The organism is Chitinophaga sp. 10T418 (assembly GCF_056394125.1).
This window is the reverse complement of the sequence record NZ_JBFTHG010000005.1, coordinates 598,747-625,407: the sequence shown is the minus strand read 5'-3', so window position 1 is coordinate 625,407 and position 26,661 is coordinate 598,747. Positions and strand designations below refer to the sequence as shown.

The 26,661-nt window shown below is 43.7% G+C and carries 25 protein-coding genes; 6 read left to right on the top strand and 19 right to left on the bottom strand.

From position 1 onward, the window contains the following. Positions 1-54: 54 nt before the first annotated feature. The 3 genes from AC1DCV_RS17845 to AC1DCV_RS17835 are packed head-to-tail and all read right to left on the bottom strand — an operon-like array spanning position 55 to position 1,536. Positions 55-552 (bottom strand): LIC_13387 family protein, encoded by a 498-nt coding sequence (locus tag AC1DCV_RS17845; protein WP_477024418.1) that lies wholly within the window; start codon positions 550-552, stop codon positions 55-57. Continuing rightward, complete coding sequence (locus AC1DCV_RS17840) at positions 539-1,117, bottom strand: Crp/Fnr family transcriptional regulator (RefSeq protein ID WP_477024417.1); 579 nt, start codon at positions 1,115-1,117, stop codon at positions 539-541. Before AC1DCV_RS17840 ends, AC1DCV_RS17845 begins: the two co-directional genes overlap by 14 nt. 32 nt (positions 1,118-1,149) lie before the next feature. Next, complete coding sequence (locus tag AC1DCV_RS17835) at positions 1,150-1,536, bottom strand: hypothetical protein (RefSeq protein ID WP_477024416.1); 387 nt, start codon at positions 1,534-1,536, stop codon at positions 1,150-1,152. Positions 1,537-1,559: 23 nt separating this feature from the next. On the opposite strand from AC1DCV_RS17835, the gene AC1DCV_RS17830 reads away from it, so the two are divergent. From AC1DCV_RS17830 to AC1DCV_RS17810, 5 genes are all read left to right on the top strand, one after another. Then, positions 1,560-2,141 (top strand): methyltransferase family protein, encoded by a 582-nt coding sequence (locus AC1DCV_RS17830; protein ID WP_477024415.1) that lies wholly within the window; start codon positions 1,560-1,562, stop codon positions 2,139-2,141. A gap of 14 nt (positions 2,142-2,155) precedes the next feature. Next, a complete protein-coding gene (locus AC1DCV_RS17825) occupies positions 2,156-2,461 on the top strand; it encodes a hypothetical protein (protein ID WP_477024414.1) in 306 nt (101 codons plus the stop codon). A 159-nt stretch (positions 2,462-2,620) separates the two neighbouring features. Beyond that, the gene (locus AC1DCV_RS17820) at positions 2,621-3,031 is read left to right on the top strand and encodes an SRPBCC family protein (RefSeq protein WP_477024413.1); all 411 of its coding nucleotides are present in this window, start codon (positions 2,621-2,623) and stop codon (positions 3,029-3,031) included. 86 nt (positions 3,032-3,117) lie between these two features. Beyond that, a complete protein-coding gene (locus AC1DCV_RS17815) occupies positions 3,118-3,705 on the top strand; it encodes a DUF1963 domain-containing protein (protein ID WP_477024412.1) in 588 nt (195 codons plus the stop codon). A gap of 27 nt (positions 3,706-3,732) precedes the next feature. After that, positions 3,733-4,245, top strand: coding sequence for a hypothetical protein (locus tag AC1DCV_RS17810; protein ID WP_477024411.1), 513 nt, complete (start codon positions 3,733-3,735; stop codon positions 4,243-4,245). A 259-nt stretch (positions 4,246-4,504) separates the two neighbouring features. Here AC1DCV_RS17810 and AC1DCV_RS17805 read toward each other — a convergent pair whose 3' ends face one another. Both AC1DCV_RS17805 and AC1DCV_RS17800 read right to left on the bottom strand, forming a co-directional pair. Continuing rightward, positions 4,505-6,268, bottom strand: coding sequence for a RagB/SusD family nutrient uptake outer membrane protein (locus AC1DCV_RS17805; RefSeq protein ID WP_477024410.1), 1,764 nt, complete (start codon positions 6,266-6,268; stop codon positions 4,505-4,507). Positions 6,269-6,279: 11 nt separating this feature from the next. Continuing rightward, positions 6,280-9,297: a SusC/RagA family TonB-linked outer membrane protein gene (locus tag AC1DCV_RS17800; protein WP_477024409.1), complete on the bottom strand. Its 3,018-nt coding sequence runs from the start codon at positions 9,295-9,297 to the stop codon at positions 6,280-6,282. Positions 9,298-9,841: 544 nt separating this feature from the next. Between AC1DCV_RS17800 and AC1DCV_RS17795 the strand changes: the two genes are divergently transcribed. Next, the gene (locus tag AC1DCV_RS17795) at positions 9,842-10,135 is read left to right on the top strand and encodes a hypothetical protein (RefSeq protein ID WP_477024408.1); all 294 of its coding nucleotides are present in this window, start codon (positions 9,842-9,844) and stop codon (positions 10,133-10,135) included. A gap of 153 nt (positions 10,136-10,288) precedes the next feature. On the opposite strand, the gene AC1DCV_RS17790 is transcribed toward AC1DCV_RS17795, so the two are convergent. The 14 genes from AC1DCV_RS17790 to AC1DCV_RS17725 all read right to left on the bottom strand — a co-directional run bounded on the left by AC1DCV_RS17790 (position 10,289) and on the right by AC1DCV_RS17725 (position 26,475). Then, positions 10,289-11,248 carry a Dyp-type peroxidase gene (locus AC1DCV_RS17790; protein WP_477024407.1) on the bottom strand — a complete coding sequence of 320 codons (960 nt, stop codon included), beginning with the start codon at positions 11,246-11,248 and terminating at the stop codon, positions 10,289-10,291. 110 nt (positions 11,249-11,358) lie between these two features. Beyond that, a complete protein-coding gene (locus AC1DCV_RS17785; RefSeq protein WP_477024406.1) occupies positions 11,359-11,826 on the bottom strand; it encodes a GNAT family N-acetyltransferase in 468 nt (155 codons plus the stop codon). Positions 11,827-11,893: 67 nt separating this feature from the next. Next, positions 11,894-13,393 carry an FAD-binding oxidoreductase gene (locus tag AC1DCV_RS17780; RefSeq protein ID WP_477024405.1) on the bottom strand — a complete coding sequence of 500 codons (1,500 nt, stop codon included), beginning with the start codon at positions 13,391-13,393 and terminating at the stop codon, positions 11,894-11,896. A gap of 533 nt (positions 13,394-13,926) precedes the next feature. Continuing rightward, the gene (locus AC1DCV_RS17775; RefSeq protein WP_477024404.1) at positions 13,927-14,274 is read right to left on the bottom strand and encodes a hypothetical protein; all 348 of its coding nucleotides are present in this window, start codon (positions 14,272-14,274) and stop codon (positions 13,927-13,929) included. A gap of 94 nt (positions 14,275-14,368) precedes the next feature. After that, positions 14,369-15,073, bottom strand: coding sequence for a CPBP family intramembrane glutamic endopeptidase (locus AC1DCV_RS17770; RefSeq protein ID WP_477024403.1), 705 nt, complete (start codon positions 15,071-15,073; stop codon positions 14,369-14,371). Between the two features lie 63 nt (positions 15,074-15,136). Continuing rightward, positions 15,137-15,733, bottom strand: a complete 597-nt coding sequence (locus tag AC1DCV_RS17765) for a Crp/Fnr family transcriptional regulator (protein WP_477024402.1) — start codon at positions 15,731-15,733, stop codon at positions 15,137-15,139. A gap of 253 nt (positions 15,734-15,986) precedes the next feature. Next, entirely contained in the window at positions 15,987-17,009 is a 1,023-nt protein-coding gene (locus tag AC1DCV_RS17760; protein ID WP_477024401.1) for an OmpA family protein, read from the bottom strand. 100 nt (positions 17,010-17,109) lie between these two features. Continuing rightward, positions 17,110-17,592 (bottom strand): YybH family protein, encoded by a 483-nt coding sequence (locus AC1DCV_RS17755; RefSeq protein ID WP_477024400.1) that lies wholly within the window; start codon positions 17,590-17,592, stop codon positions 17,110-17,112. An 89-nt stretch (positions 17,593-17,681) separates the two neighbouring features. Then, positions 17,682-18,236 carry a cysteine hydrolase family protein gene (locus AC1DCV_RS17750; RefSeq protein ID WP_477024399.1) on the bottom strand — a complete coding sequence of 185 codons (555 nt, stop codon included), beginning with the start codon at positions 18,234-18,236 and terminating at the stop codon, positions 17,682-17,684. Between the two features lie 74 nt (positions 18,237-18,310). After that, positions 18,311-18,916 (bottom strand): Crp/Fnr family transcriptional regulator, encoded by a 606-nt coding sequence (locus tag AC1DCV_RS17745; protein WP_477024398.1) that lies wholly within the window; start codon positions 18,914-18,916, stop codon positions 18,311-18,313. An 80-nt stretch (positions 18,917-18,996) separates the two neighbouring features. Continuing rightward, positions 18,997-19,806, bottom strand: coding sequence for an AraC family transcriptional regulator (locus tag AC1DCV_RS17740; protein ID WP_477024397.1), 810 nt, complete (start codon positions 19,804-19,806; stop codon positions 18,997-18,999). Between the two features lie 84 nt (positions 19,807-19,890). Continuing rightward, on the bottom strand, positions 19,891-20,913 hold the full coding sequence (locus tag AC1DCV_RS17735) for an SDR family NAD(P)-dependent oxidoreductase (protein WP_477024396.1): 1,023 nt from the start codon (positions 20,911-20,913) through the stop codon (positions 19,891-19,893). Between the two features lie 235 nt (positions 20,914-21,148). Next, positions 21,149-22,903: a SusD/RagB family nutrient-binding outer membrane lipoprotein gene (locus AC1DCV_RS17730; protein ID WP_477024395.1), complete on the bottom strand. Its 1,755-nt coding sequence runs from the start codon at positions 22,901-22,903 to the stop codon at positions 21,149-21,151. 17 nt (positions 22,904-22,920) lie between these two features. Beyond that, positions 22,921-26,475, bottom strand: coding sequence for a SusC/RagA family TonB-linked outer membrane protein (locus AC1DCV_RS17725; protein WP_477024394.1), 3,555 nt, complete (start codon positions 26,473-26,475; stop codon positions 22,921-22,923). Between the last annotated feature and the right edge of the window lie 186 nt (positions 26,476-26,661).

Sequence of the window (26,661 nt, the reverse complement as noted above, 5' to 3'; positions counted from 1 at the left end):
TAATATGTAAATCGCCCACCATGGGGGAGTGCATGTAAAGTATCCGCGATAGTATCATTTTATGATCGTCAAAATGGAGGAAGTAATAAAGCAGCCTAATGCTATTGAAAGTAATATAAGAACGGGTTTAAACCAGTACTTTTTTGCTACCCAAACATAAAGCGCTATAATAAAAATGGAAAATAAAAAGAAGAAGGAGTCTGACTGCAAAATTTCGAAATACCGGAATGCCAGGTAGAAATTGACGATGCCAAGGAAAATTGCCCCAATGCTATGGGCGGCATTGAAGCCGACCCATGATTTCCACATGGTGAGTTTATCTGTTAAAATCAATGGGGAAATCTCCATTGCCGTTACCAGTTTTTCATTTCGTGGATGCAGGGCATTGGTAAAAAGAGTAGCCCGAAGGTGGATGAGCCCCATGGCCGCAGTAATGAATGAACCTGTCTCCCAAAGATATTTTGCAATCATTGTGATTTTTTTATGAGTGCAAAGTTCAGAAGAGAAAAATAGAATTCCATTCACCTCGGTGAAGAAATTATCTGCTTTCAATAATTCTTTTACGGATGCGGCTAAGAGAAGGTGGCTTTACACCTACAAATGAGGCAATATGGTATTGAGAGATGCGTTGCTGCAGGTCGGGGTATTCCTCGATAAATTTTTGGTATCGTTGTTCAGGTGTATCGGTATAGAAAGAAGTCAGTTCTTTTTCAAGCTTTATAAGTACCATTCCCAGTACTAATCGTCCGATTTTGTCGCCGGATTTTGTGTGCTCATAGAAATATTCAAAGCTTTCAAAGGTGGCAACATGTATAACGGTGTCTTCTAATGCCTGTATTATCCTCGAGGAAGGAGTCTGCGTTGTAAAGCTTTCATAGTTAGACAGGAATCTTTTTTCGTTCACAAACGAAAAAGTCCTTTCCTTGCCCTCCTGGTTGATATAATGACGCATCAAGCCGGATTCAATTAAGCCCATATATTTACATACCTGTCCTTCCTGCAGAAAGAAATCACCCTTTTTGTAATGTTTTACCTGGAAGAGGTCTTTATAAATGACTTTATCTTCTTTACTGATGTGGACCAATTGTTGAAGGGTATCGATAAGAAAGGATTCCATTAGTATTATTATAATTTTTAGTGAAATAATATTTAGTTGGTGCTGCTGGTTGTAAATAGTTCGACCTTTTCATCTCTTCCTCTTAACTCATTTTCAACTGTTCCAATTAATAATCCTGTGAAAAGAGTAAAGACAGGTATAACAAAGAAGTTTATGGCGAAATTATAAGGATTTTCTGTGGAAGGATAATATTGCAGCCCGCCAAGCAAACCCCTTTCGAGTTGAGAATAGACTATACCAAAGATCAGCCATATCACACCGAAAGGAATGATCCGTGATATGTTTCTTTTGATTTTAGGAGATAGCATAGCATATTTATATCGCCCTAATATACGTTTTTCTATTACCAGATGAACCCGCACTATTTCAGGACTGAATGAAATGAACAGATCATTTATAGGAATATCCCGTATTTTCATATGACCATTTATGATCCTCTGTTATGACTGAAAATATAACCATATTCACCTGGGCGACTATTTGTTGCTGGGTAGTGTTTTGTAGCTACTGGTTGCTGCTCCGTAATAAAACCTTAAAAAATATCCAGGGACGAACCGCAAGGCAACGTTACCTGGGCACACTTGGGTATGTGCTCATCTTTACCTTACTGTATCTCCCCTTATTTGTACATGGCGGTTTTGCAGGCCGTATTATTCCTGCCCATTACCTGTTACAGGGAACAGGTGCCCTGATATGTATGGCCGGCGTTAGCGTATGTATCTGGTCACGCACTATACTGGGTCGGAACTGGAGTGGGGGTGTTACGGCAAAACAAGGGCATGAGTTAATTGTAGAGGGGCCATATCGCCTGGTCAGGCATCCTATTTATTCGGGCTTTCTTACTGCGCTGGCAGGCACCTGCCTGGTAACAGGGGGGCTGGCAGCTATAATTGTTACCTGCATATATACGTTGGCGTTGTGTCTCAAAATAAATGATGAAGAAGTATTACTAAAGGATGTGTTCCCTGGTACTTATGAGGTATATCAGCAGCAAACCCGTAAACTGATACCTTTCGTCTGGTAAAACCTCCGGCCGAGATGAACTGTAACCGGGATGCGGCAGGCCCCTGGGAGAAGTTCATAGTGGCCGATGCCGGAAGAGGGAAAATAGCCCTGCAATACCAGGGCAAATGTGTGAGCAGCGAGAACGGCACGCAGCCGATCAACTGCAACCGTGCGGCTATTGGTCCATGGGAGCAGTTTGAATGGATCAGGAATCCGGATGGAACGGTTTCTTTCAAAGGAAGCAACGGGAAGTTCATTTTCAGTGAAGGCGGAACAACTGCAATGACCTGTAACCGGACTACGGCGGAAAGCTCGGAGAAATTCGATGTAGATCAGTGAGAAATAGATAGTACTAAATAAATGAAAACGGCTGCTGTAATGGCGGCCGTTCTTATTTATCTCATAACTTTAAATGATTTTGCGCCAGATTAGTTGGAGTAATTTTCCGCTTCTGACTGACGCAGTAATTATAAATCAAGCATAAAACAGATAACATCTATGGACAAACCAGTTGTTAAAAAGGTGATTGACATCAACGCATCAACAAAAAAAGTCTGGCGCGTTTTTACGGATCCTGCAATAACAAGGCAAATGGGGGGTGAGTATGTTTCTGAATGGAAAGTTGGTAGCTCATTTGGATGGAAAGGAAAAGGGAGCAGCCTTTATACGAATGGAACAATTCTTGAATTGGAACCGGAAAAATTATTGAAGCATAGCCTGGTAGACCTCAAAGATAAAGATCGATTACTTTCTGTGATAACCTATCGGTTTGAAAAGAATGAGGCAGGGACAACCGTTTCGGCGATAGAGGAAATCAATTATGAAATGTCGGATTACCAGTTTAAAGAAGCAAATGAAGGTTGGGACGCAGCACTTCAGTTGGTAAAATATGTAGCTGAAAAATTATAGCATTGAGTTGCCCGGTGGTCATGGTTTATTAATTATATTCGTTTTAGTGTAAATCAAAAAAAAGGCGTTAACCTAAATTAAAGCAGATGGCAAGTTATATCGGATATGAGGGCAATGCAGATGACCAGGAGCTCAGCAAAATTGGCGGCAGTGCTTTATTACCGGAAGCTATAAAATGGCCGATAGATCGTCACGGCAGGAAAATGTTATTTGTAGCATCCTTATCCTCCCAATTGTTGAAAGCACAATGTGATATTGTCATCCCTGAAGACCAGGTGCTGTCCATATTTTGCCCCTATACAAAAGATGATGTTGAATGCGCTATCGACATGGCCAGAGGGAGAGAAAGAGGGGCTGTCATTGCTCATTTTGCAGCGGCGCCAAGACAGGAGTTTGAATATCCTATTCATGATATAAAAAAGCTGGTGTTAGATGAAGATATGGAAACGGATGAAGATGAATTTTCTGAAGAGTTGGATGATAAAATAGGAGGAGGTCCCAACTGGCTTCAGGATAGATTCGATTACAGTGGTTATGATTTTGTGCTGCAGATTTCCGGATTACTTTTTGGGAAAATTATTCCGAGCCACAAGCATATATTTATGGGTGGAATGTTGTATGTTTTTTACAGCCCATCAGATAATAAGGGGTTGGTTACCTTGCAGTATTCATAATCATAAAGAAGATAGACGTTAATTATTATGGAAAACCCGACTTTTATTGAATCATTGAGCAAGCAGGGGTGGGATATTCAGTTAAATAATAGCACCAGAGATGTTAAACTTCTGATAAACGAAAGAATAAAAAATACATCGGAAGACTTTAAAAGTTTCATTAAGCTTTTTGATATCTGTACAAATAGAGAAGATAATATCTGGTTTTTATCTAACGGCGATTATAACAACCAAACCGACTCAGCGTTTCCCTGGAATGAATTTGAGGAGCAAAGTCTGCAAAGTGCAGCAATAGATAGCATGGATGCAATTAAGAAATTTTGGGAATCGCATCTCCCATTCTTAATGTCTGTGAAAAGTAGATATCAGTATGTTGCTATTGGAACAGGAGATGAGAATGCAGGTAAGATTTATTATGGTAGTGAACCTGAGTATGAGGAAACTATATTAATAGCCAATTCTTTTTCGGCGTTCAAGGAATATTATATAGATGCCTTAAATCAAAACTTTAAATCAGACTATTATAAATTTATAGTATAAAAATGCATTAACAGCTGTAACCCGAATAGCACCAATGGAAACACCGGAAGGGGGAAGATAAAACTTACTATATTTTAATTGGAGCAGATACAGAGGGCTGGGATATAGGACTTACCTTTAGTGAAGACCTGTTTGTTAAAATAAAACAACTATTATGGCCGGATAGCAGTGAGATGGATACCTTCTTAAATGCAAAAACGCCGTCTCATTTCCGGGACGGCGTTTTTATTTATTAATGTGCTGCTTATTTCAGATACACTTAGTAGTTAGGGTTTTGAGTAAATGCTTTTGAAGCGTCTAAGGTAGACTGCGGGATCGGGAAGATCCGGCGGTAAGGTTGTGACGCAGCTTTAGCTGTACCGGCAGCATCGAATTTGCCAAACCGGATGGCCGCCTTTCTTCTGTACATTTCCCAATACATTTCATAGCCTGTTTCATTGTAAAGCGTTTGCTCCGTCAGGGCAGTGAGGGCAATACCAGGGGCATTGTTATAGAGAGCCTCACGTGTTCTGCTCGTGCGTAACTTATTAACATCTGCCAGGGCAAGACCTGTCTGGCCGTTACGGAAATAAGCTTCAGCGCGCATGCAATACATGCCTCCCAGGCGGTAAAGCGGGATATCTACGTTGCTGGAGCCATTATCTTTTTCAGGATCAAACTCGAACTTGAAAGGGCGTACGCCACGATTGATCTCTGCCTGTGTGAAAACGGCCTGGGCTGGGTTGGCGAAGTTAAGCGCCGGTGTAAAGTCCATTGGCAGCGTAGTGTTTTTTTCACAGTTGAGTTTTATCACTTTGATACGTCCGTCAGGAGTGCGCTCAAAATCACCGGAAGGCAACAGGTTAGGTCCGTATTGCTGGCCTACCTGCAGGCCGCGGTTGAAATGGAACCAGGACAGTGTTCTGGTGCTCAGCACAAAGGTAGTGCCGGGCACACTCACATCAGTACCATCGTTCATGAACCAGGTACCATCAGCATACTGGTAGTGGCGCTGAAAACGGGGATCATTATGGTTGCCATCCCAGGTAGCGTAAAACTCGGGAGTGACGCACGATGCGTTGGTGCCACGGTTAACAGGAGAAGGTTTCTGGTTCCTTTCCATACACATGTAGGCGAAATCGTTGTCGCTGTTGCGCAGTGTATTGAGCACCTGCGTTACCACAAAAATCAATTCCGGTCTGCCGCTGTTATCAATATCAAAATTTTTGAAGAAGTTGCTTTCCAGCTGGAATTGGCTGTTTGAAATCAGCAGGGAAGTATACTTGATCACCTTGTCCATATCTGAACCATCGTTGTCCACTGCTTTCTCTTTGAAGTCGAAGGTAGCAGCAGTACGGTTCTTGAACACCGCGCGGTTCAGGTACATATCTGCGAGTAATGCATACGCAGCTTGTTTGGTGAACCTGCCGTTGTGTGTATTCTGCTGGCGTAATTCCGCCAGGTTAGGGATGATTGATTCTACTTCTTTGATAAGATCATCGATGGTAGTTGCTGCTTTTCTTACCTGCAAAGGTGCATTTACTACGTTAGGATCGCGGTAGGGCGCCTGACCGAAAAGGTCCAGTGTATGGTAGGTGTAGAAAGCCAGCAACCCTCTCGCTTCTGCCAGGAACAGGGCTTTATTGGTAAAGTCCTGTTTGCTGTTGATGGTGCTGATAGCCGTCAGTGACTTGGTGATACCGTTGTTCAGGTTATTCCATGTATTGGTAACCACTGAATTGTCGGGCCCCCAGGTAAATTCATGGATGGCGCGCCAAACACCACCATCACCCCAGTCGCTACCACGGGTGGGGAGCAGCGCTTCATCTGTTGAATACTCCTGTAATGCAAACACGTTACCATGATCTACAAACGTAGCATCGCCCAATTGACCATATGCTGCGGCTATTGCATTTTCAGGATTTGAATTGTTGGAACCGAGCACCTCATCGATTACCTGTTCGTGCAGGTTGGTACAGCCCATCAGCCCCACAAGGAGAGAAGCGCAGGTTAGTTTATATAGTCTTGATGAATTGATTCTCATATTTCGATGTATTAAAATTTAACCGTTGCACCTAACAGGTATGTTTTAGCAGCTGGATAGGTGGCATAATCAACACCCAGGGACTGGTTTCCTCCCACGTTTTTGGTGGTATTCACCAGTGGATCGAATCCTGAATAGCCAGTGATGGTAAACAGGTTCTGGGCACTTGCATATATGTTCAATGATTGCAGCCATGGCAATTGTTTCACAGTAAGGGTGTATCCCAGGCGGAGATTATTCAGACGGATGAAGTCCGATTTTTCCAGGTAGAGGGAAGACAGCTGCACTGCGTTAGAAGTATTTGCTTTAGCGTCAAAGTATTTTTTCAGTACGTTACGGTCGGAGGCCAGACTGTTGATGTTCAGGTCCAGTGCAGTATTATTCACCAGGTAACCACCGGTTTGGCCGATGAAGGAAACTGCGAGGTCAAACTTCCTGTAACGCAACTGGCTGTTAAGACCGAAGTTGAATTTAGGTATAGCACCCTGGAAGATCTGTCTGTCGTTTGAGTTGATAACGCCATCGCCGGTTTTATCTTCAAAAATATCCTTACCATCCTTGTCATAACCCAGGTGCTTCAGCATGAAGAAGGAGCCTGCTGCATAACCATTCTTGTAGATATTAGCATTTACACCAGAAAGACCCGGACCGGAGATGCTGCCTGAGTAAAGCTCGGACACCGGAAGGTCTTTGATAGTGTTAGACAGCGTGGCGCCGTTTACATCGGCAGACCAGGAAAAGTTTCTGGTGCTGATCAACTGTGCACCTAACATAAATTCGAAGCCTTTGTTGATGATGCGTGCGTCAACGTTCTTCCACACCGTGGTGGTAGGACTGAGTGGCTCAGAAGGAATGTTCAGGATTGGATCCCTGGTGGTTTTGTTATAGTAATCCAATGATCCGTACAGTTTACCATCGAACAGGTCGAAGTCCAGTCCGAAGTTGAGCTGTTCTACCAGTTCCCATTTAAGTTTAGGATTGGCGGTACGGTTTACGGTAACACCATTTACCAGTGCGTAGTTGTCATACAGGTAGTAGCCGGCACCGGATGATAAGGAGTAGCTGGCCTGTGTGATCTTGTTAGGTACTTCCTGGTTACCTGTCTGTCCCCAGCTGGCGCGTAGTTTCAGGTCCCGGATAGCATGAATGTTTTTCAGGAAATTTTCCTTCGACAAGGTCCAGCCTAATGCAAACGATGGGAAGTATCCGTACTTGTTGTCACCACCAAACCGGGTAGAACCATCAGCACGCAGAGAGGCGGTAAGGAGGTATTTGTTATCGTAATTATAGTTCACACGACCAAAGTAGGATTGCAGCTCATTTTCCTGTGCGAATCCGCTAGGGTTGGTGGGGATTCCTGAATAGCCGGGATTGAACTCAGGAGGAACACCTTGTCCTTGTTTGGCGATGTTCTGCATACCAAAAGCGGTACCGGCGAATTTGAACTTCTGGTAAGAGAAACCACCCAGCACTTCTATCTGGTGTTTATCAACAACCAGGTTATAGGTGAGGTAGTGTTCCAGTAAGGTGCTTAATGATTTCAGGTTGTTCTGCACGTAGGCGCCATTGGGCGTACGATCAGTTACGTTCGGGTAGATAGTGGTATTACGCTCTGAAGTGGACTTGTCAATACCAACGTTGAAGCGGTAATTCAGGCCTTTGAACAGGCGCAGGCTGGCCTCCATATTACCCAGTACACGGAAGGTATTGGTTTTATCATCATAGATGCTCAACAGGTAAGCCGGGTTGTAGTGGGCGTTCATGTTGAAGTTGGTGAAATTACCGGTGGAGTCGCGGAGTGATCTTGTCGGATTGGCCATCAGTGCATGTATAATCAGCTGTCCGTCTGAACCTGCGGTGTTACCGTTAGGTATACCTGTTTCGTCAATGTTGCTGGCGGTCAGGTTCATTTTAACGGTGAGGCGTTTGTCGTCAAAGAAGGATTCTTCGGCATTCACCCTTGCAGTGGTTCTTTTGAAGCTGCTGTTTTCTACGATACCATTCTGGTCCATGCGGGATAAAGACGCGAGGAAACTGCCGTTAGCAGTAGATTTGGCAAATGAGAGGTTGTGGTTCTGCACAAAGCCATTGCGGAAGATCACATCCTGCCAGTCAGTATTGCCACCATGATCATAGGCTGGATTTACCAGTGCTTTGCGGTATTCGTCTGCATTCAGCACATCGAGTTTTTTGATCACAGCCGAAGTGCCTACATACATGTCGTAGGTCAAACTACCGGCTTCTCCTTTTTTGCCACGTTTGGTGGTGATTAATACCACGCCGTTGGAGCCTCTGGCACCGTAGATGGATGCGGCGGATGCATCTTTCAAAACGGTAACCGTTTCAATGTCGCTGGTATTGAGAAAGTTCAGTGGGTTCTTCGGCTCAGAGCTACCCAAACCGAAATCAGGGCCACCTGCGCTTACCACGTCATTGCTTAATGGCACACCATCCACAACGAAAAGTGGCGTGCTACCACTCCTGATGGAGCCGGCGCCGCGGATAAATACGTCAACGCCTGCGCCGGGCTCACCGCTGGACTGCGCAATGCGTACACCTGATACGCGGCCTTGCAGCAGGTTGTCTACAGAGATGTTGGCACCCTGTTTAATATTATCTGCTTTTAACTGGGTCAAAGCACCTGTTACATCGGCTTTGGTTTGACTGCCGTAACCTACCACTACAACCTCGCCCAACTGGCTGTTGCTGGTAGCCAGTGTAATGCGCAGCGATGTACCATTGACCGTTACTTCCTGCTGGTTGTAACCGATGAATGAGATGACAATTTTTTCGCCCTGAGATGCGGGTAGCGTAAACTCACCACGTGCATTCGTAGTCGTTACTTTTTTCGTGGAAAGCGATCTGACTGTGGCGCCGGGTATCGGTGTGCCATCCTGGCCTATAACCACTCCCTTGACAGGTTCCTGAAGGATAACCTTGCCATAAATACGATGGTATGGCGCATTAGCACGGGAAAGGCTAACGCATGAAAGCCATACAACTACCATGAAGAGAAACCGAATGTTCATTGGCAAAACTTTGTGATGCTTAATATGAAAAATGAAAATGAATAAAGGTATAGCCAGCCGGATATCATTACTTATGACAGCGATCATCCCAATTATTATGCATAGAAGGGCTGGTTGGTTGTTTGCTGAATCCTATTTTGTGCAATGCACATATCCTTGTTGAAGCAAAGAAAAAAAATGATTATGGTTTGAAGCATCTGCAAATCGACATAGACAACTCTTTATGAAATCGAGTGCAATGATAGGGCGTAATCTGGATTTGTCTGTTAACTCCAGGTTATGTTTAGTTTAATTAAATGTAATAATTGTCATTTTAAAGCCTACGTAGTATAGAATAGTATAGTCTAGCTAAACTTGGTTGAAAATGAATGAATTAAAGGTTAGAAATTTTGGTTATAATTATATATTACGTCTTTTTTATACGTGGAATTACGCTTTTTATTTTCGTAATTTGAAAGTAATAATAATAATTTAGAAATACAATAGCAGTGTGTAGGAGATAAATTGAATATGGGGTATCATCATCAGTAATCCCATCTATTTCATGAATAAGGCAGAACGAATATTTACCGAAAGTGCATTAAAAAGAGGAGGCATATATCTCTATTCAAGAGAAAATGCAATAGCATTTGTGCTGGCCTGTAAAGAAGAAAAAATAGGTTTGTTAGGTATAGATGGCTTTTGGCTTACTGCTAATAGTATTCAGCCCAGCATGGACAACAGCATTGATTTTTCTTCTTCATTTTTCACGGGAGATTGCTATGAAAAAGCGGTCGGATTTTTAGAAATCAGATCAGGTGAATTATTCATTGAAATAGTAATTGATGATCAGCGTTAGCACCTGAGAAGAAGGGGCATGGCCGTTCGCTGAAGAGGTATTTGGAATACCCAGCAAACAAGTCATGTCCCTGGAAAACTTCCTAAGCTATTTTTGAATTACGTGATAGGCCGGCATCACGAGATAACTCTTTACCTTTGTTTTTCTTTAAAATCAGGAGCTGACATCCGCAGTATATTGATCCAGCATATCCATTGATGGAGCAAAGAAGAGACTGCCGGTATGTGCGGTACTGAAATCCAGTATCCTGTCATAATTGCCTGCTGGCACGCCAACAAACATGCGTTCTAACATTTTGTAGGTAGTACTAAAGGTATTTGCATAGGCAATAAAATAGGTGCCCACCTCATTTTTAGCGGGATTGCCAAAAGGCATGTTATCTCGCAGTATCTTCAGCTCATTGCCCTGATCATCATCCAGACTGGCTAAGGCGCTATGCGAGTTATCGGGCTTTATATCATCAGGCATCTCAATATCACTCATTTTATAACGACCAATTACTTTCTCCTGTTCTTCGGTAGACAGCTTTGTCCAGCCTCTCATATTGTGCAGGTATTTCTGGACAAAAAGATAGCTTCCTCCTTTATAAAGGGGATCCTCGTCACCAACCAGGGCAAAGAGTTGCCGGTCATTACCAACAGGGTTTTCTGTGCCATCCACAAATCCAAGAATGGAACGGCCATCCCAATATCTGAATCCATGTATTTCTTCCAAACAATCGGCAACCGGGTATAACACATCGGTGATAGCCGTGAGCATATCAAAGCAAACGGACATATCTGTTGACCGCAAGTGAAAGTGCAGGTCTCCCGGAGTTGCCACAGCTGTATGTTTTGATCCTACCATCGGCTCGAAATTTTTCAGTTCTCTCGGGACGGGGAGAGGTAAAGATAACTTTATCCAGGCTTCATACCCAATGGCCATTATACAACTCGCACGTGCATCAGGTACCCGTATGGTAAAGGAATGATTGAGATTGGCGACCAGGCCACAAAGCTTTTCGAAAGCCGGTTTGATGGCCATATCTTCCTTAAACTTCCAAACTACAAATATGGTGTTGTTGTTTGTGATATCGGTGATGTTTTGCGATTCAGGCTGTATAGCTCTACTCATATTAAAAATAGTATTTCGTTAATTTAAAGAAGGTTCCTCTTTGGCCCGGAAGTTAATGTTTTTAGAAACTTCAAAAACAGATATTCAGCATGTCATCATTTACGCCCGCTTTACAATATTTGTTTGCTCATCAATGTTTCGTCAAAACCTACTCCATAGTGTTCAATCGTGAAGTCTTTTACCTTTTGCCAGCCATTTTTATAATAAAAGGCCAGGCCCTCCGGTGATGCCGCCAATTGCAACGTTGTTAAGCCTTTACTTTTCGCATAAGTTTCCAGATAGGTCATCAATTGTTTGCCTATTCCCTGGTTGACATATTGTAGTCGTGTATAAAAACCAACAACAAAATCGCCATCAAGTGCGGCGGTGCCTATTATCTGGCCGTCTCTTTCGGCACAAAATACCGTCTGGTTGGCTATCTTTTCGCTCAATACCTGCGCTGAATAGTACTTGATAAATATATTCCATTGCTCAGTATTGTAATGAGGCTTCAGGAGTTTTTCGGCATTCTCACAGATCAGATCACTTAGTTGTTTTGCATCTGAAAGCTGCGCTGTTCTGATATGTATTGAAGACATGACGGTGATTTAAACGGTAGATTCTCTTGCTGCAAACGTACAGCATTTGTCCTTTAGTAAGAAAGGGTCATCGTTGCTGCTGGTCGTCCGCTTGTATGGACAAGGCATGATAAAATATGTTCAATGGATCCCATTTGCGTTTCACGTTCTGCAGTCGTGGATAATTCGTTTTGTAATACAGAGTATGCCATGGAACGCCTGACTTGTTCCATTCCGGATCGGCGAGATCTGTATCGGGATGATTGATCATGCAGCCATCTGTTTGTTCATTGGGAACAGGTACGCCGCCAGACCCTTCAAAAAGTTCCATATAAAAAGCACGGATCCAGGCAAGGGTAGGTGCTTCGCCTGTCGGGTCGCCCCAGCCTGCGTTGCAGGCAACATCAAGAATGCAGTCCCGCTGTACCGATGCGGTGGCGTCCGGGGTAATCGTATTCACCTTGCCTCCATACGTAGCCATTCCTAATCCTCCTCCTACACTTTCGTTCGCAGTAAGATACTTGAAGGCGGTCGCAATCTGTTTGTCAGTAAGGGGTTGCCGGAAGAAGGCGTCCTTTACTTTTGCCTGTGCGTTATCGAAACCGGGCTGGAATAGTTCCGGAAATGGATTGAGCGCAAAGCGGAGCCAGGGTGTTTCCTCGATCTGTCGGGTATATGGCACTCCGATGGGGGCTGCGATGGCGGCTAAATGCTCATCTATGAGCTGAATGGCTTTAGGTCCGGCTGTGCATACGCCTTTCATTTCTAATTTGCCCAGGTTCCGGTGGTTAAGAAAAAGCAGGCTGAATAGTTGCCGGTAGGGTGAGTCTGGCCCGCTGTGCTGTTTGCTCCATTCCCCGAAATTTTTCGCCAGCCGGGAAAACAATTGTTCATCGAAGTCCTTCCAGTCCCAAGCAACGCGGAAGGTGGTAATGGAGACCGGTGCTTTGGGCAATGCAGCAGCAGGATCTGATCCGATAGCGTCCGCAGACCGAAGCCAGTAGCGGGTAACGATTCCAAAGTTACCACCACCGCCACCTGTATGTGCCCACCAGAGTTCACGATTGGGATCAGTGGATTCGCGGGTAGCAATAACGCTGCCTGCCTTACCGGATGCATCAACGGTCACCAACTCTACTGCATAGAGATAGTCTGCCGCTAATCCGTATTCCCGGCAAAGAAAGCCAAAAGCACCACCCAGTATATGTCCGCCAACACCGATGGCGGGCAGCTCCCCTGCCGGAAGGACTACGCCCCAGCCCAGAAACAATCTGCGATACATTTCCCCAACCGTAGCGCCGGCCTCCACTAAAAAGGAGGATTGCTTCTCATCATAACGGATATCCGTCATTAAAGACATATCCACGAGTACCTGCACGGTAGGATCTGTTACGAATCCTTCCAGGCAATGGCCACCACTTCGCACTACCAGCCGCCGTTTGCTATCCACGGCCTCTTGTACAGCCGCTACCACCTCTTTCGTAGAGGTGGGCAGGTAAATGTATTCAGGCTTCGCACTAAAGCGTTTATTGAATCTTTTATCCGCGAGATCCGAATACCGTATATCGCCAGGGGTGATCTTTTCCATATAGCAGGCTTTTAGAAATTATGTAGGTTTATCATTCAATAATTACATGACGGTGTTAACTGGTTTTTCATCTACTAAAGTAATAAAGCATTGCCGGGAAAGCAATCTAATTTGCTGACGCCCAGTTTATTTTAGGCTAAAGGCCCGGAGTAAAGAATTTTTTCTTAAATTAGAATACTAATATAAATAACATGAAGCAGAAATTTGGAAGATCGTTCGTGTTGATTCCTATTGGACTATTTTTTATTGCGTTGACATTTATTCTTTCAAGAAAAATAGAGATGCCAGATGTAATCAGAGGATTTTCCATGGGAGTAGGGCTGGGCTTAATGATATTAGCGTTTGTTGTAAGAAAAATTAAGCCGGCCTCTCATCAATGATTTTGGATAAGCTCAGGTAAGCGCCCTCTTATCCATTAAGTAACTGTAGCCAGTTTTAAATAATATGGTGGATAAGCCACCGTGAAGGTGGCTTTTTTGTTGCAGTCTAATAATTGATTTCTTAATCTGAAAAAGATACTATTATGGGCATTGTTAGTCAAGTTGTATCTCAATTTTTCGCCGTTCAACGTTAATATCAAACCAATTTATTTTGCCCTCAGCGGGAATACAGTCCTTCAGATCCAGGTTTCTTGCATACCTACTCAATGCTTTGTTACCGAACTTCAAAATCAATTCGTATACAGACTGTCCATCTTTGCCTATAAATGCTTTCAGGGCAACTTGCCTGTGATCATTTATAGATTTTTGAGAATAGCTGTCATCATTTGCAGGTGGTAAAACGCCATCACACCAAAAGCCTTTAGTTGCTTCGCTGTCAACATTCTCTAATGCGTTACAGAGTTTATATGCTAAGAATTCACAGAAATTCTGGTCTAACATGCAGGCAATAGTTTAGTGGAATAATTTTAAAGGCTGTCGCCAGGAGCACAAATATATAATATACCTGCCAGCAATAAATTAAACCGTAGCCTTGTTAAGTTAATTTAGGAACAGCATCATTGCTCACTTTTTTCGTATAAAGCAGGTAGCCAATCCAGGTAAAAAATATGGCAGCTAAGGTGACACTTAGTACAGGAGATTTGTTATCTGCAGCAGAATAAATATCATAAATGGCATGAAATGCAGAAAGGGCAATGAGAGAATGTGTTTTATCAGCTACAGCATGTAATCCCCAGCTACTAAACAACAGTATGAGGAAAAAGCTGAGGTTTGAACTGCTTAATTCAAAGTTAAGGTGCCAGATAAACCATAGGACGGCAACAATGAAAATATTGGCAAATTTAGGCAGGGGAGATAATGCGGGTTGTAAAAAGCCCCGCCAGCCAATTTCTTCCAGCAAACCATAAATAAGTATAGAAAAAGTTACGGTGTTAAATGCTCCTTTGTATATCCATGTAATGATGCCGACGGCCAGGAAAGGGAGTCCCCAGAATAGGAGCACAGGGACAATTTTATTGGAGTAATTGCCCCAGAGTGTTTGAGTAGGTTTAATACGGAAAGCAAGAAAAACAATGAATGCAGCAATAGCGGGGCCCATGCCCTGTATGATTACCTTAAGAAAATCTGTTGGTATATACGGAAGCAGGGTGGTCTTATTGGTGGCATACCTGATGGCAACGGCAATTACATAAAAGGTCACAATTGCGCCAATGCTTACCTTATCCTTTTGCTTTGTCATGTTATTTCTTTTTTACAAAACTATTCGAAAACTGGCTGACAAAAATTGACTTTGGGTAAGAAATCAGGTAATTGGCTTTAAAGCGACTCTTTTTCTGATCCGGCTGAGGCTTTCGGACGTTACTCCCAGATATGAGGCAATGAACTTTAGAGAGGTCCGCTGAACAATTTGAGGTTTTACCTTAATCAGTTTAATATAGCGCTCTTCGGCGGTGAGTGTCAGTAAATTTATTTGTTCCTCCTGCTTTTTAGCATAAAGTGTTTCGGCCATAATTCTGGCCATCGTACTACCCAGCATGGTGGAGTCATATAAAAGCTTAAGGTCAGTATGAGATATTGACCAGACAACAATATCTTCCAACGCCACCGTTTTTAATGGTTTCTGTTCCTGTTTCAAAAAAGACAGGTAATCTCCGAAGAAGTCGTTTTCATAGAAAAGGTTTATACAGATGTCGTGTTTTCCATTCCAGATAAAAAGCGCCGCAGTGCCACTTATCAGGATGTTTAAGTATTTTTCTGTAGTACCATAGTCCTTAATGATTTCATTCTTCCGAAAGCGTCTTTCCTGTAGTTTGGACGTAAATCCCTCCCAGGTTTTTGCATCCGCTTTGTAGAATTGATCAAAAATGTCTTTTATATTTTGTGTGGTGATTTCCGGCATATGGTGCTTTTTTATAGGACATAGCTTAATGGAATGAATATCATTCACATAGATTTCCATGTAATTTAAGTATTTCGGCGGATGCATGAAGGGATTTCAGCCTTCGGCTGTAGTAGATGTTACCGATAATCCGGGAGGGTGTGGTGGTGATCATTCCTGGAATCGCGGAACCGGAGTAAGTATATACTTTAAAAGGAAGAACCTTCCATTCGTACGAATGGAAGGCTGTTCCTTTTAGTATCATAGAGGGGTACTATATCTTTACGATTTCTACGCGGCGATTTTTGGCCTTACCATCTTCGCTGTTATTGTCAGCAATAGGCTTGTCTGCTCCCAGACCTTTTGCCTGTATCCTGCCGGCATCAATGCCTTTGCCGGTCAGCGCACTTTTAACGGAATTGGCCCTGTCTTCAGACAGTTTTTTATTGTGGGCAGGAGCTCCGCTGTTATCGGTATGACCTTCAATGCTTACTTTCAAACCGGCATTATCTGCCAGCAGTTTTTGTATTTCATCGATAATTGGCTGTGATTCAGATTTGATGCTGGCATTGTCTGTATCGAAGTTGATATACAATGCCACATGGCCTTTGCTATCCAGCTCTTTTTTCATTTCGTCCGCTTTAATGAGAGAAGCGGTGGCTTTAAAAGGTTTTGTTTCTAAGATCATCCATCCTGCGGAAACGCCATCATCTCCAGGGGTGGTTTGTATCCAGATATTTCTATCCGCACGGCGGATCAGGTAAGTGGTGGTAACAGCACTTGAAAAAAACCCATATCCATCCTTGTATTTCACCTGGTTATCGCTCGGAATAACGTAGGAAGAATCGTTKGGTATTTTACCTTCGGATACCTTCACGCCACCGGCACCTGTAATCACTTCGTCCAGGTTCTTGATCAGTTCCCTGTCACTGTAGGACTTGCCCTCTTTAGCGGTAATCCTGTTATAGAAGATTTTCCCTTCAGGTCTTTCAAAATGATCTTTCACCCAGTAGTAGATGAGGTCATAATCCATTACCTTATTTTTTGAATAGTTCTGGTAACCTTCCGGCAGGTTAAAGTAGGGGAAGGCACCCAGTGGCTTATCTGATATCGCGATCGTATTGATATCAAATGTTTTTGCGGCAGGTGGCGTGGCAGCCGGTGCAGCTTCGGGAGTAGCGCTCCCGGTTTGTGCGGCAGCAGTACTATCTTCCGTAGGTGTTTGTTTTTTGTGAGAATTGCAGGCAAAGAGTAAGCTGACAGTAGCAGCGGATATTGTGAGGGTCCGGAGGTTCATATAGGTCTGTTTTTAATATTTCAAACTTAGGAATTAACCGAGATTCCTCCAAACAAAAGTTACCGGTCCTAACAGATGAAGATACGGGTACTCTGCCACACTACTTCGCAGGAGAATGGTTACTGCTAAACGAATCCCTGAACATTTTCCACCCCTCAGCCGTTTTCTTCCACAACACCAGGAACTTACCATCGTCAAACTGCTGGTTGTTGGCATCAAACGACTGCCATAAGCCTACTTCTGTTACATATTCAATGCCATCCCCAAAAACGGCGGTGGTGATAAATTTGCCGCCTCTCAGGCCGATTTTGTCATAGGTGGTACGGAAAAATTGCTGCGCGCCTTCCCTGCCTGATACGGCAGGCATGCCCGGGGCCATAATCTGGCAGTCCACAGCATATCGTTCCACAAAGATCGAGGAGTCGTTGTTGGCAAAGGACGTAAAATAGATGGCATTGCTGGCTGCAATTGCTTTTTTCGCTTCCTGCAGTGCCGTGTTGTCTTGCGCTGTTGCAGATAAGCTGATCATCGCAATGAGTGCCGGCAAGAGAAGTTGGGTAAAGGAAATGTGTATTGTTTTCATGTTATTTCGATTTACTGACACAAAATTATGCCGGCAGTTGCCGGCATAATTGTACAGATCGGAACAATGAACCACTTTTTACGGGAATACTAATTCGCCAGAAATTCGGCCGTAGTGATCACACGGGCATAAAGTCCGTTGAGCGCTGTCATTCCGGCCAGGTAAGCATCATTGATTTCTCTGGCCTTTATCGTTTTACCATATAGCTCCCGATCCCTGGTGGCACAAGCATCACCGATCACGGTAGTGCTGAAGCCCAGGTCCATTGCTGCTCTTACGGTGGCATCCACACATACGTCTGTCATCATACCGCAAATAACCAGGTCGGTAATGCCGTTTGCCTGAAGATGTTCCAGTAATGTTGTTTCCCTGAAACTATTCGGGTAATTTTTGATGATTACTTTTTCCTCCGGACCTGGGCTTACATCAGCATGTATGGCCGCACCCCGGGTGTTGGGGAGGAAGAAGTCTGCGCCTTCGTTAACGGCAAAGTGTTGTATATGTACAATGGAGAGCTGTTGTTTCCGGGCGGTCTGCAATACCTGTTGCGCCTGTTGGCCTGCTTCAGCAGCGTTTACCAGGGTATGTGCGCCGCCTTCAAAATAATCGTTCTGTACATCAATAATCAGCAATGCTTTCTTCATTTCGTGTCTTTTTTAGATCACGAAAGTAGCCGATCGTTATTCCCTGAAATTTGAACTAGTTCAAAAAAAGAAATTTATTTGCCGGAAAGCTTCTTCCTTATTTTGCTCAAAAATTCATGTGAGATACCAAGATAGGCCGCCAGTTGCTGTTGATTGAGGCGTTGTTCCAGCTCGGGATATTTTTCGATGAATTCCAGGTAACGCTTATCCGCAGTTTTGCCTAATGAAGAAATGACCCTGCGCTGAAAGGTAACCAACGACTTCTGGTTCATGATACGGAACATCTTTTCCACTTTAGGGAGTGTTTCGTATAAGTTGTCTTTATGCGGTTTGTCGATGAGGAGTACTTCACTGTCTTCCAATGCTTCAATGTTCAGGGTAGACGGCCGCTGGTTAGTAAAACTGTCGATATCTGTAGCCCACCAGCCTTCTACAGCGAAGTATAAAATCTGGGCATCACCTTTTTCATCGGGATAATAAATGCGGAAACAGCCTTTAGTGACAAAGGCTTCATATTTGCAGATGTCGCCTTCCCGCAAAAGAAAGCTCTTTTTCGTTATTTTCCTGAGATGAAAATCAGCAGCAAACTGCTCAAATTCCGTATCAGTAATTGGGATGTATTGTTCTATATTCTTCCTGAGTAATTCAAAATCGGTCATAAAATATGTTTCCGGTAGCATGCATGCCGCTTTATTAAATAGTTGAAAAATGGCAGGATGAATATTAAAGTTAGGATTTTTTTTATGATACGATATGGAGCCTATTTATGAATCAAGGCGTTGGGTGGGTATCCATAGTAATTTTTAAACGCATGGGAAAAATGGGAGAGGTTCTCAAACCCTACTTCAAAATAAACGTCAATAGGTTTCCGCTGTTTTTCCGCCAGCTGGTAATGGGCCAGTTGCAGGCGTTTTTCGGTCAGCCATTTTTGTGGTGTAGTCTGGTATGTTTTTTTAAAGTCTCTTCTGAAAGTGGCCAGGCTACGGCCGGTAAGATAACCGAATCTATCCATCGGCATGTTAAACATAAAATGCCGTTCCATAAAGTCGGAGAGGTTTATTTTGCCAGGTTCTTCAAAGTCACTCAACAGTCCATCTACACTAATGTCAATCGACCTCAGTATACTGATCGCCTCTTCAATTTTGATAGCGGCTATATCCGGCGACAAACTACCACCGAGATCAAAATAATGAATCAGTGACGCCAGACAACTGGCCAGCAACGGGTGTTTGGAGAAACGATATATTTTGGCATCGGGGTTTATTTTACCAACGGCCTTATGCCTGGAATAGTAATCTTTCAGTCGCTCGCTGGTTAAATGCATGGCCACCGATTTATGCGGCAAACCATCTTTTGGATAATTGATAACAGTGGCCAACTGATTACGGGGAATGAGAAAAATATCGCCGGCATTGAACGTATAGGTAGCATCTGCCTGTATTATTTTCGTTTCTCCGGAGATAAACCAAACCAGGATATGATGCTCAAATATGACCTCTGTTTTGAAGCCTTTGCCGTTGAACTCCGATAGTTTGATATCGGGCGCAATATATTTCGTTTCAAACTCCATTTTTCGAGCGGTTGATTGACAAAATAAAGTAAGCCGAATATATACATTCGGCTTGTGATAAAATAGTTTAATTGTTGATGATGATCAATTTACCGGAAATAAAACACCGGTCATTTCTTCCGTTAGTGACCATAATCTCCGGGCATTTTCCGCATCAACAGCGTAGGGTTGTACTCCCCGCAAGGAGAGGGGCTCATCATAATTGTGTGCAATATTTCCTTCGTCCAGTTCTGCTATGTCGGCATTTTCACAGTATACACCACCGATACCATTTAACTGCCCGCTGGTAGCGCACCATACGGATGTAGCAGCTCCCTGTTCCACATGCTTTAATCTGGCAGCCACGGCTGGTTTTATATTTCCGTTTTCGTCATGCGTGCCCATTTGCTGGAATAGCGCCATAGGGGCTACGCGACCGAGGTCCGTTCCATTTACCGATCCGGGATGCAGCGAAAAAGCACGTACGCCAAAAGCTTTACCGCGATGGTCAAGTTCTACGGTAAAGAGGTTATTGGCAGTTTTGGATTGTCCGTAGCCTTGCAGGGTTTCATAGGGCCTGTTGATAAAGTTAGGATCCTCAAAATTGAAAGGTGCCATCTGGTGGCCATAGGAAGATACATTCACTACGCGGGCACCAGGTGCCTTCTTCAGGGCGGGCCAGAGCTTGGCCGTTAAATGAAAATGTCCGAAGTGATTGGTGGAAAGCTGCGATTCATAACCGCGTTGATCACGTTGCAAGGGCACCCACATAATACCGGCGTTGTTGACCAGTATATCGAGGGCTTCATGGTTGCCCAGGAATTTTTCCGCAAAAGCATCGATAGATGCAGGATCCATCAGATCCATTCTTTCGATGGTTATGTTATTTACCCCTTTCAGATTATCGGCTGCTTTATGGGTATCGCGTGCGGGCACGATTACTTTTGCGCCGGCGGCGACAAATGTTTTCACTGTTTCAAGTCCTATGCCGGCATAGCCGCCGGTGACGATCGCTGTTTTGCCGGTAAGGTCAATCCCTTTTATTACATCATGAACAGTAGATGTTGCGTCAAACCCGGAATGAACAGGTTGCTGAAGGGCGCCGTTATAATTGTCTTTTAAGTACATGTTGCTGATTTTTATAACACAAAGCTAGTGATAGTGTCCTCCAGCCACTTTGTTTAAAACGTCAAATTACTTTGTTTAAAACGTCACTTTGGGGTCTGGAAAAGAAATGGGGCCAGGTGTTAGCTMACGCTTCATTTGAGCTTGAAAAGTTATCATGATAAATCGAGGGGTCCTGATATAACAAAAGAAGGTGTCTCTTTTGAGACACCTTCTTTCAACGTTCCAATGTTCGCTGCTATTGGTAATTATAATTATCCCAGTAAGGGCTTTGTGCTTTTATATTGGCAGGTACCCAGAAAATAGGAGAGGTATTATTATTCTGCGCTGCTACTTTGGCGAAGTTGTCCGGGTTGTTGGTCACTTCAATCGCCGGGTAACGTGCTCTTTCCGGCATTGGTTTCCAAACGGAACTATGCCAGGTGAAAGGCTCCAGTTTCGGGTGATGGGTTCTTCTCAGTTCTGCCCATAACTMGTAAGGCTGATAGAGATTCAGGTGCAGGTATTTCTGCTGCATCAGGATTTCCATTTTATCATCCAGAGAAGCGGCGGCAGTAAACTTATTTTTAATAACATCACCCCACGCGCTTACTACTGCGGCAGTTGGTCTGGTAGGATATACCAGTGCTGTTTGTGCAGGCGTCAGATTTGATTTAGCATAACTGCTCAATTGATTGATGGTATACCAGAAAGCGATGGAGTGCGTTACTTCATCTTTAATGTGCTCTTCAGCAGATTTACCGGTATTAGCCAATCCTTTCAGTGCAATTTCAGCCAGTAGCAGATCCAGCTCGCCCAGTGAACTCATGTAAACCGGCATCTTCGCATTCTGGTGGAAGGTAGCATGGTTATACATGGATTTAGCATTTGTAGAGAAAGTAGAAGCTATATTATCCGCAAAAGGATAATATTTCTCTCCGCTGCTATATAAGGCATCCTGTGCTTCTATATTGGCAGATACACCGCGGTAGTCCATGTATTTAGTAGGCATGGCCAGTACAGGTAAACGGGGATCGTCAATTCCTTCTTCATAAGCAGGTGTACCATAGTTCAGCCTTTTCATGATGATGTTTGGAATAAAGGAAGCGAAGCAATTTTCGTATACACCACGGATCCAGGTGCCACCACCGGTTGGCACGATATCGAACCAATAGAACCAGTAATAGTCTGTTTGTGGCAATGGTTTTGCCAATGCCGCCTGGATCAGTGGCTTCGCATACGCCTCTTCAACACCGGCAATTCTTACCAGTAATTTCAGGCGTGTGAAGTTGATAAAGGCCACCCATTTATTGATATCACCTTTGAAGGCAATATCCTGGTTGGTAAAAATAGTTTTGCCCGCATCAGAGGTTTGTGCATAGGCGGCTGGTAATGCATCTACCAATGTTCCCAGTTCTGCAATAATAGATTGATAGACTGCTTTTGGGTCATCATATTTAGGAAACAGGTATTGTGCCCCTCCTTTCATTCCCTGAAAGGCATCTGAATAAGGAATGGAATTAAAGAGATCCACCAGCTTGGCGCTCTGATAGCATTTAATAAAGCCAGCCAGTTTCACATACAGGTCACCATCTATTTTCATTTGGCCGGTGCGCAGTGCTACGGAGTCCACGAGTACTTCATAGTTTTTCAGCCGGGTAAAACTATTCTGAAAGAAATTCTGCCCGGTAATGGGAGAATCATCAAAACCGTTGCCTGTGGTGAGATCGTTATAACCGGAGAACCAGGCGTAACGATAAGATACATAACGCTGTGCTACCTGTTCATAACCGGTGATGCTGGTACCGCCATTAAGGAGATAATACCATTCTCCATAATCCTGTGCGAAAATTTTATTGTTAGTCAGCAGAGCTGTAAATAGCCCGGGGACTACATCAATACCCTGACCAGTAGTAAGCTTGTCCTTGTCATAGAACCGGTCTTCCAGGTCTTTTTTACAGGCGCCAAGGACAGAGGCGGACAGTAGAATAATATATAAATAAGCTTTTTTCATTTTTTTCATTTTATACATTAGAAAGCCACATTTAATCCCAGGGAATAAGTCCTTTGTGTTGGGTAGATGGTATTTTCTACGAATACATCCGCGCCCAATGCTCCTTCCGGATCAATGTTGGGAATAGATTTGTACAGGTAGAAAAGGTTACGGGCAGCCGCTGTAATGGTGAGTCTTTGCATTTTAATCTTTTTCGCCATGGTTGCCGGTAATGTATAGGAGAGTGCTACTTCTCTTACTTTGATGTAGTTGTTCTCAAACATACGGTCTGGCGGGAAAGACGTGGCCAGGTCATTAGCATAACTGGAGTAGTAGTTATATGAATTAGTCATGATGTCATTGGGAACATATTTGCCATTTGCATCGAGTTTAACACCTGGAAGGATCAGACCATCATGATATACTTTTCCATCTCTGGACTGTGCCGGTGCTGGTTGCGAATGCTGCCATGGAACCTGCTGGCCGCCGGAGTTGTAGTAATAAGCAAGACCGCCATTTTCTTCATCGCGGTATTGCATCGTATTTTCCAGCTGTCCTACACCTGTTAAGCGATTATTAGTGTAAGAGAAGATGGTGCCACCGTATTTATAATCCAGTCCGATACGGAAGTTGAAATTCTTATACTGGAAATCAGAGATGAAGCCACCATATAATTTAGGCATCACATTGCCAGCGGATATTTTTTTCTGGTCATCCAGCACGTAGCTACCATCGCCATTTACGATTTTGTTGCCGGCTTCATCACGCTTATAGTCATACGTCATGATTTCTCCATATGGCCGGCCCTGATCTGCATTTATAGAAACAGCACTGCCATTGATCAGGTTACTGAACGGATTGTAAATAACGCCAGGATACAGATCTATTACTTTAGATCCCTGTTTGGCCGCATTCAGGGTCAGGTTCCACCGATAATTTTTACCGATCAATGGTGTTCCTGTCAACGCCAGTTCAAAGCCCCAGGCTTTTACATCACCCGCATTCACGATCAAACCGGTAGAGCTGGAGGCAGAAGAAATTGGCAGACTGATAATCTGGTTATAGCGGTGATTGCTATAGAAAGAGAAGTCGAGTGTAATCCTATCCTGCGGCAGGAAGGTATTGTTGATACCTATTTCAAATTCCCGTTTACGTTCCGGTTTCAGCGCTCCAGGCAAAAGATCTCCCGGAGGAGCTACTGAGTTGGCGTTGGTGCTGGGAAGGCGGTTATATCCATAGAGGTTGTTGGCAAAATAACGCGTTGTACCATTGCCCACATCTGCCCAGGATAATCTCAACTGTCCGCTGTTAACTGCTGGCAGCACAAAACGCTCGGTATAATTCCAGGTAACAGCTGCACCAGGATAGAAATATTTATTGTTTTCCGGAGGAAGTGTAGAATTCCAGTCTTGTCTTCCCTGTACTTCCAATGTTAGTTCATTTTTCCACGACAACGCAGCAGAAGCAAGTAAACTATACAGCACATCAGAACCACGGCTGTAGTTCCTCAGCTTATCCATATTGTCGGCACTGGGAGTTCCAAGTTGATTGGAGAACGAATACCAATCAGGGAAGGTCAATCCACCAACCGTATTAGTACCAAGATAGTCTACTGTACGGAGTCTGTATATACCTCCACCGAAGGCAAACAGTCGTAAATCGTTATTATGGAAGGTCTTGTTATAATTCAATAAGGCCTGATAAGTTTGGGTAGTAGCATTTTGTTTAGCCACTCCGAAAAGGCCGCCCTGTACCGTTGGAAGCACTCTTGTTAGACCTTGCTCCGTGGTATAATTGGTGTTATCATAATCCAGACCTGCCTGTCCTACCAGGAAAATATTTTTGGTAAAGTTCAGGGTTACTTTGGCAGAAGTGATCATATGCACTTTATCATCCTTGTAACGGTTCTGTTTCTGATTCCACAGGTAATCGCCCAATTTGTTAAACGCATCAGATACTCTTGCATTGGAGAGATCGCGCTTATAACCAGTGGCATCTGTATAGTAAGGATAAATTTTGCTGTAATCATAGTCTACCGGATATCCCCATGCTACAGGGCCATCGTTCTGGGAACGGCGGTTCTGCGTGGTGATATTGTAGATATTGGAAACTACTTCAAAGGAGGCAAGGTCGGATGCTTTGTAGTTACCATTAAAACTAAAAGAGTTTCTTCTCTGCCAGCCATTGTCAGAAGCGATATCCTGGTAGTTATAGTTGGTGTAGGAAGCCCTGATACTTCCTTTTTCATTGCTACCTGCAATGGCCACATTCGCAGAGGTGGAATGACCAGTCTGGAATAAGGAAAGGAAATTTCCTTTATGCGGAGAGTTCTTCACCATAGAACTATCATAAAACATTACATCTGCTCCGTCAAAAGCAGGTCCGAAGCTAAAGCGCTTGTTCGGCAGCAGCCTGGTTCTTATGCCATTGATCGTAGCAAAGGTAGTATCGTAGAGGTTATCTCCCAGGCCGTATTTGTCCTGTAATTTCAGGTAAGATATAGGCTGTTCTACTGTGTACTGCAGGTTGCCGGTCATGCCAAATCCTTTTACATTACGGCCATTTTTGGTGGTAATAAGCATTACACCATTAGCGGCATCACTACCATACAGCACTGTTGCTTTTGCACCTTTGAGGATATCGATAGATTCAATATCATCAGGGTTGATATCATTAATACCTGCGCCATAATCGAATCCTTGTCCAATATCACCGCCTATCTGGGTTTTGCGATCACTGAGGATCACACCATCTACCACAAATAAAGGTCTTACATTCTGATTAGGATTCATACTTGCTGCACCACGGATATTAATCCTGACACCACCTTGTGGGCCGGCTGCACCAGTGTTTACACCTACACCGGCAGCTTTACCATAGAGCGCCAGGAAGGGGTTCATCGTAGTACCAGCTTTGGTCAGTTCATCGGCCTTAATCGTGCTGATGGCATATCCCACGGTTCCTTTCGGACGTTTGATACCCAATGCCGTTACCACCATTTCATTTAATCCACTGGAAGCAATTGCCAGTGTAATATTCAGGGAAGTACTGGTACCTACGGTAACAGACTGCGTGTCAAATCCAACAGAGCTGAACACCAGTACTACGTTTCCTTCTGGCACCTCTATACTGTAATGACCCTGCACATCGGTAGTGGTACCGGTTTTGGTGCCTTTGATGAGAATCGTGACACCAGGTACTGCTGCCCCCGAGGCATCTTTCACCACACCACTTATTCTTCGAACAACTACTTCTGGTATAGGTATGAAGGGAGTAGCATTCTCGAGTTTATAATCCTTTTCTTTTACAGCAATGATTTTACCGATTACCTCATAGCTGAAAGGCTGATTTTTGAAAAGCAGCGCCAATACATCTTCCAGTGACCCATTCTTAACGGAGATATCTACCGGCTTACTTTTCTTCAGCATAGCATCTTCATACCAGAATTTATAACCCGATTGCTTTTTGATTTCTTCAAACACCTTCTGAATCGGTGCATTTTTTTGCGACAAGGTTATCTGTTGCGACAGAGTTTTGGCGCTGATCTGCAAACAAACTACCGTCAAGAGGATAGTTGTCAACTTTATTTGCATAATCAGTTGTTTTTTTAACTTCAGATGGACGCCTGATTGACGGAATGCCAGGACGCGATCTTTGATGGTTGATAATAGCCCAGGTATATAGACGGGCTTTGCATGACAATTAGATTGCATACATTTGTGGTGTTTGGGTTTAGATAATCTGATTTCTGGTAATATTGATGTCAGTGGCTGACCCAG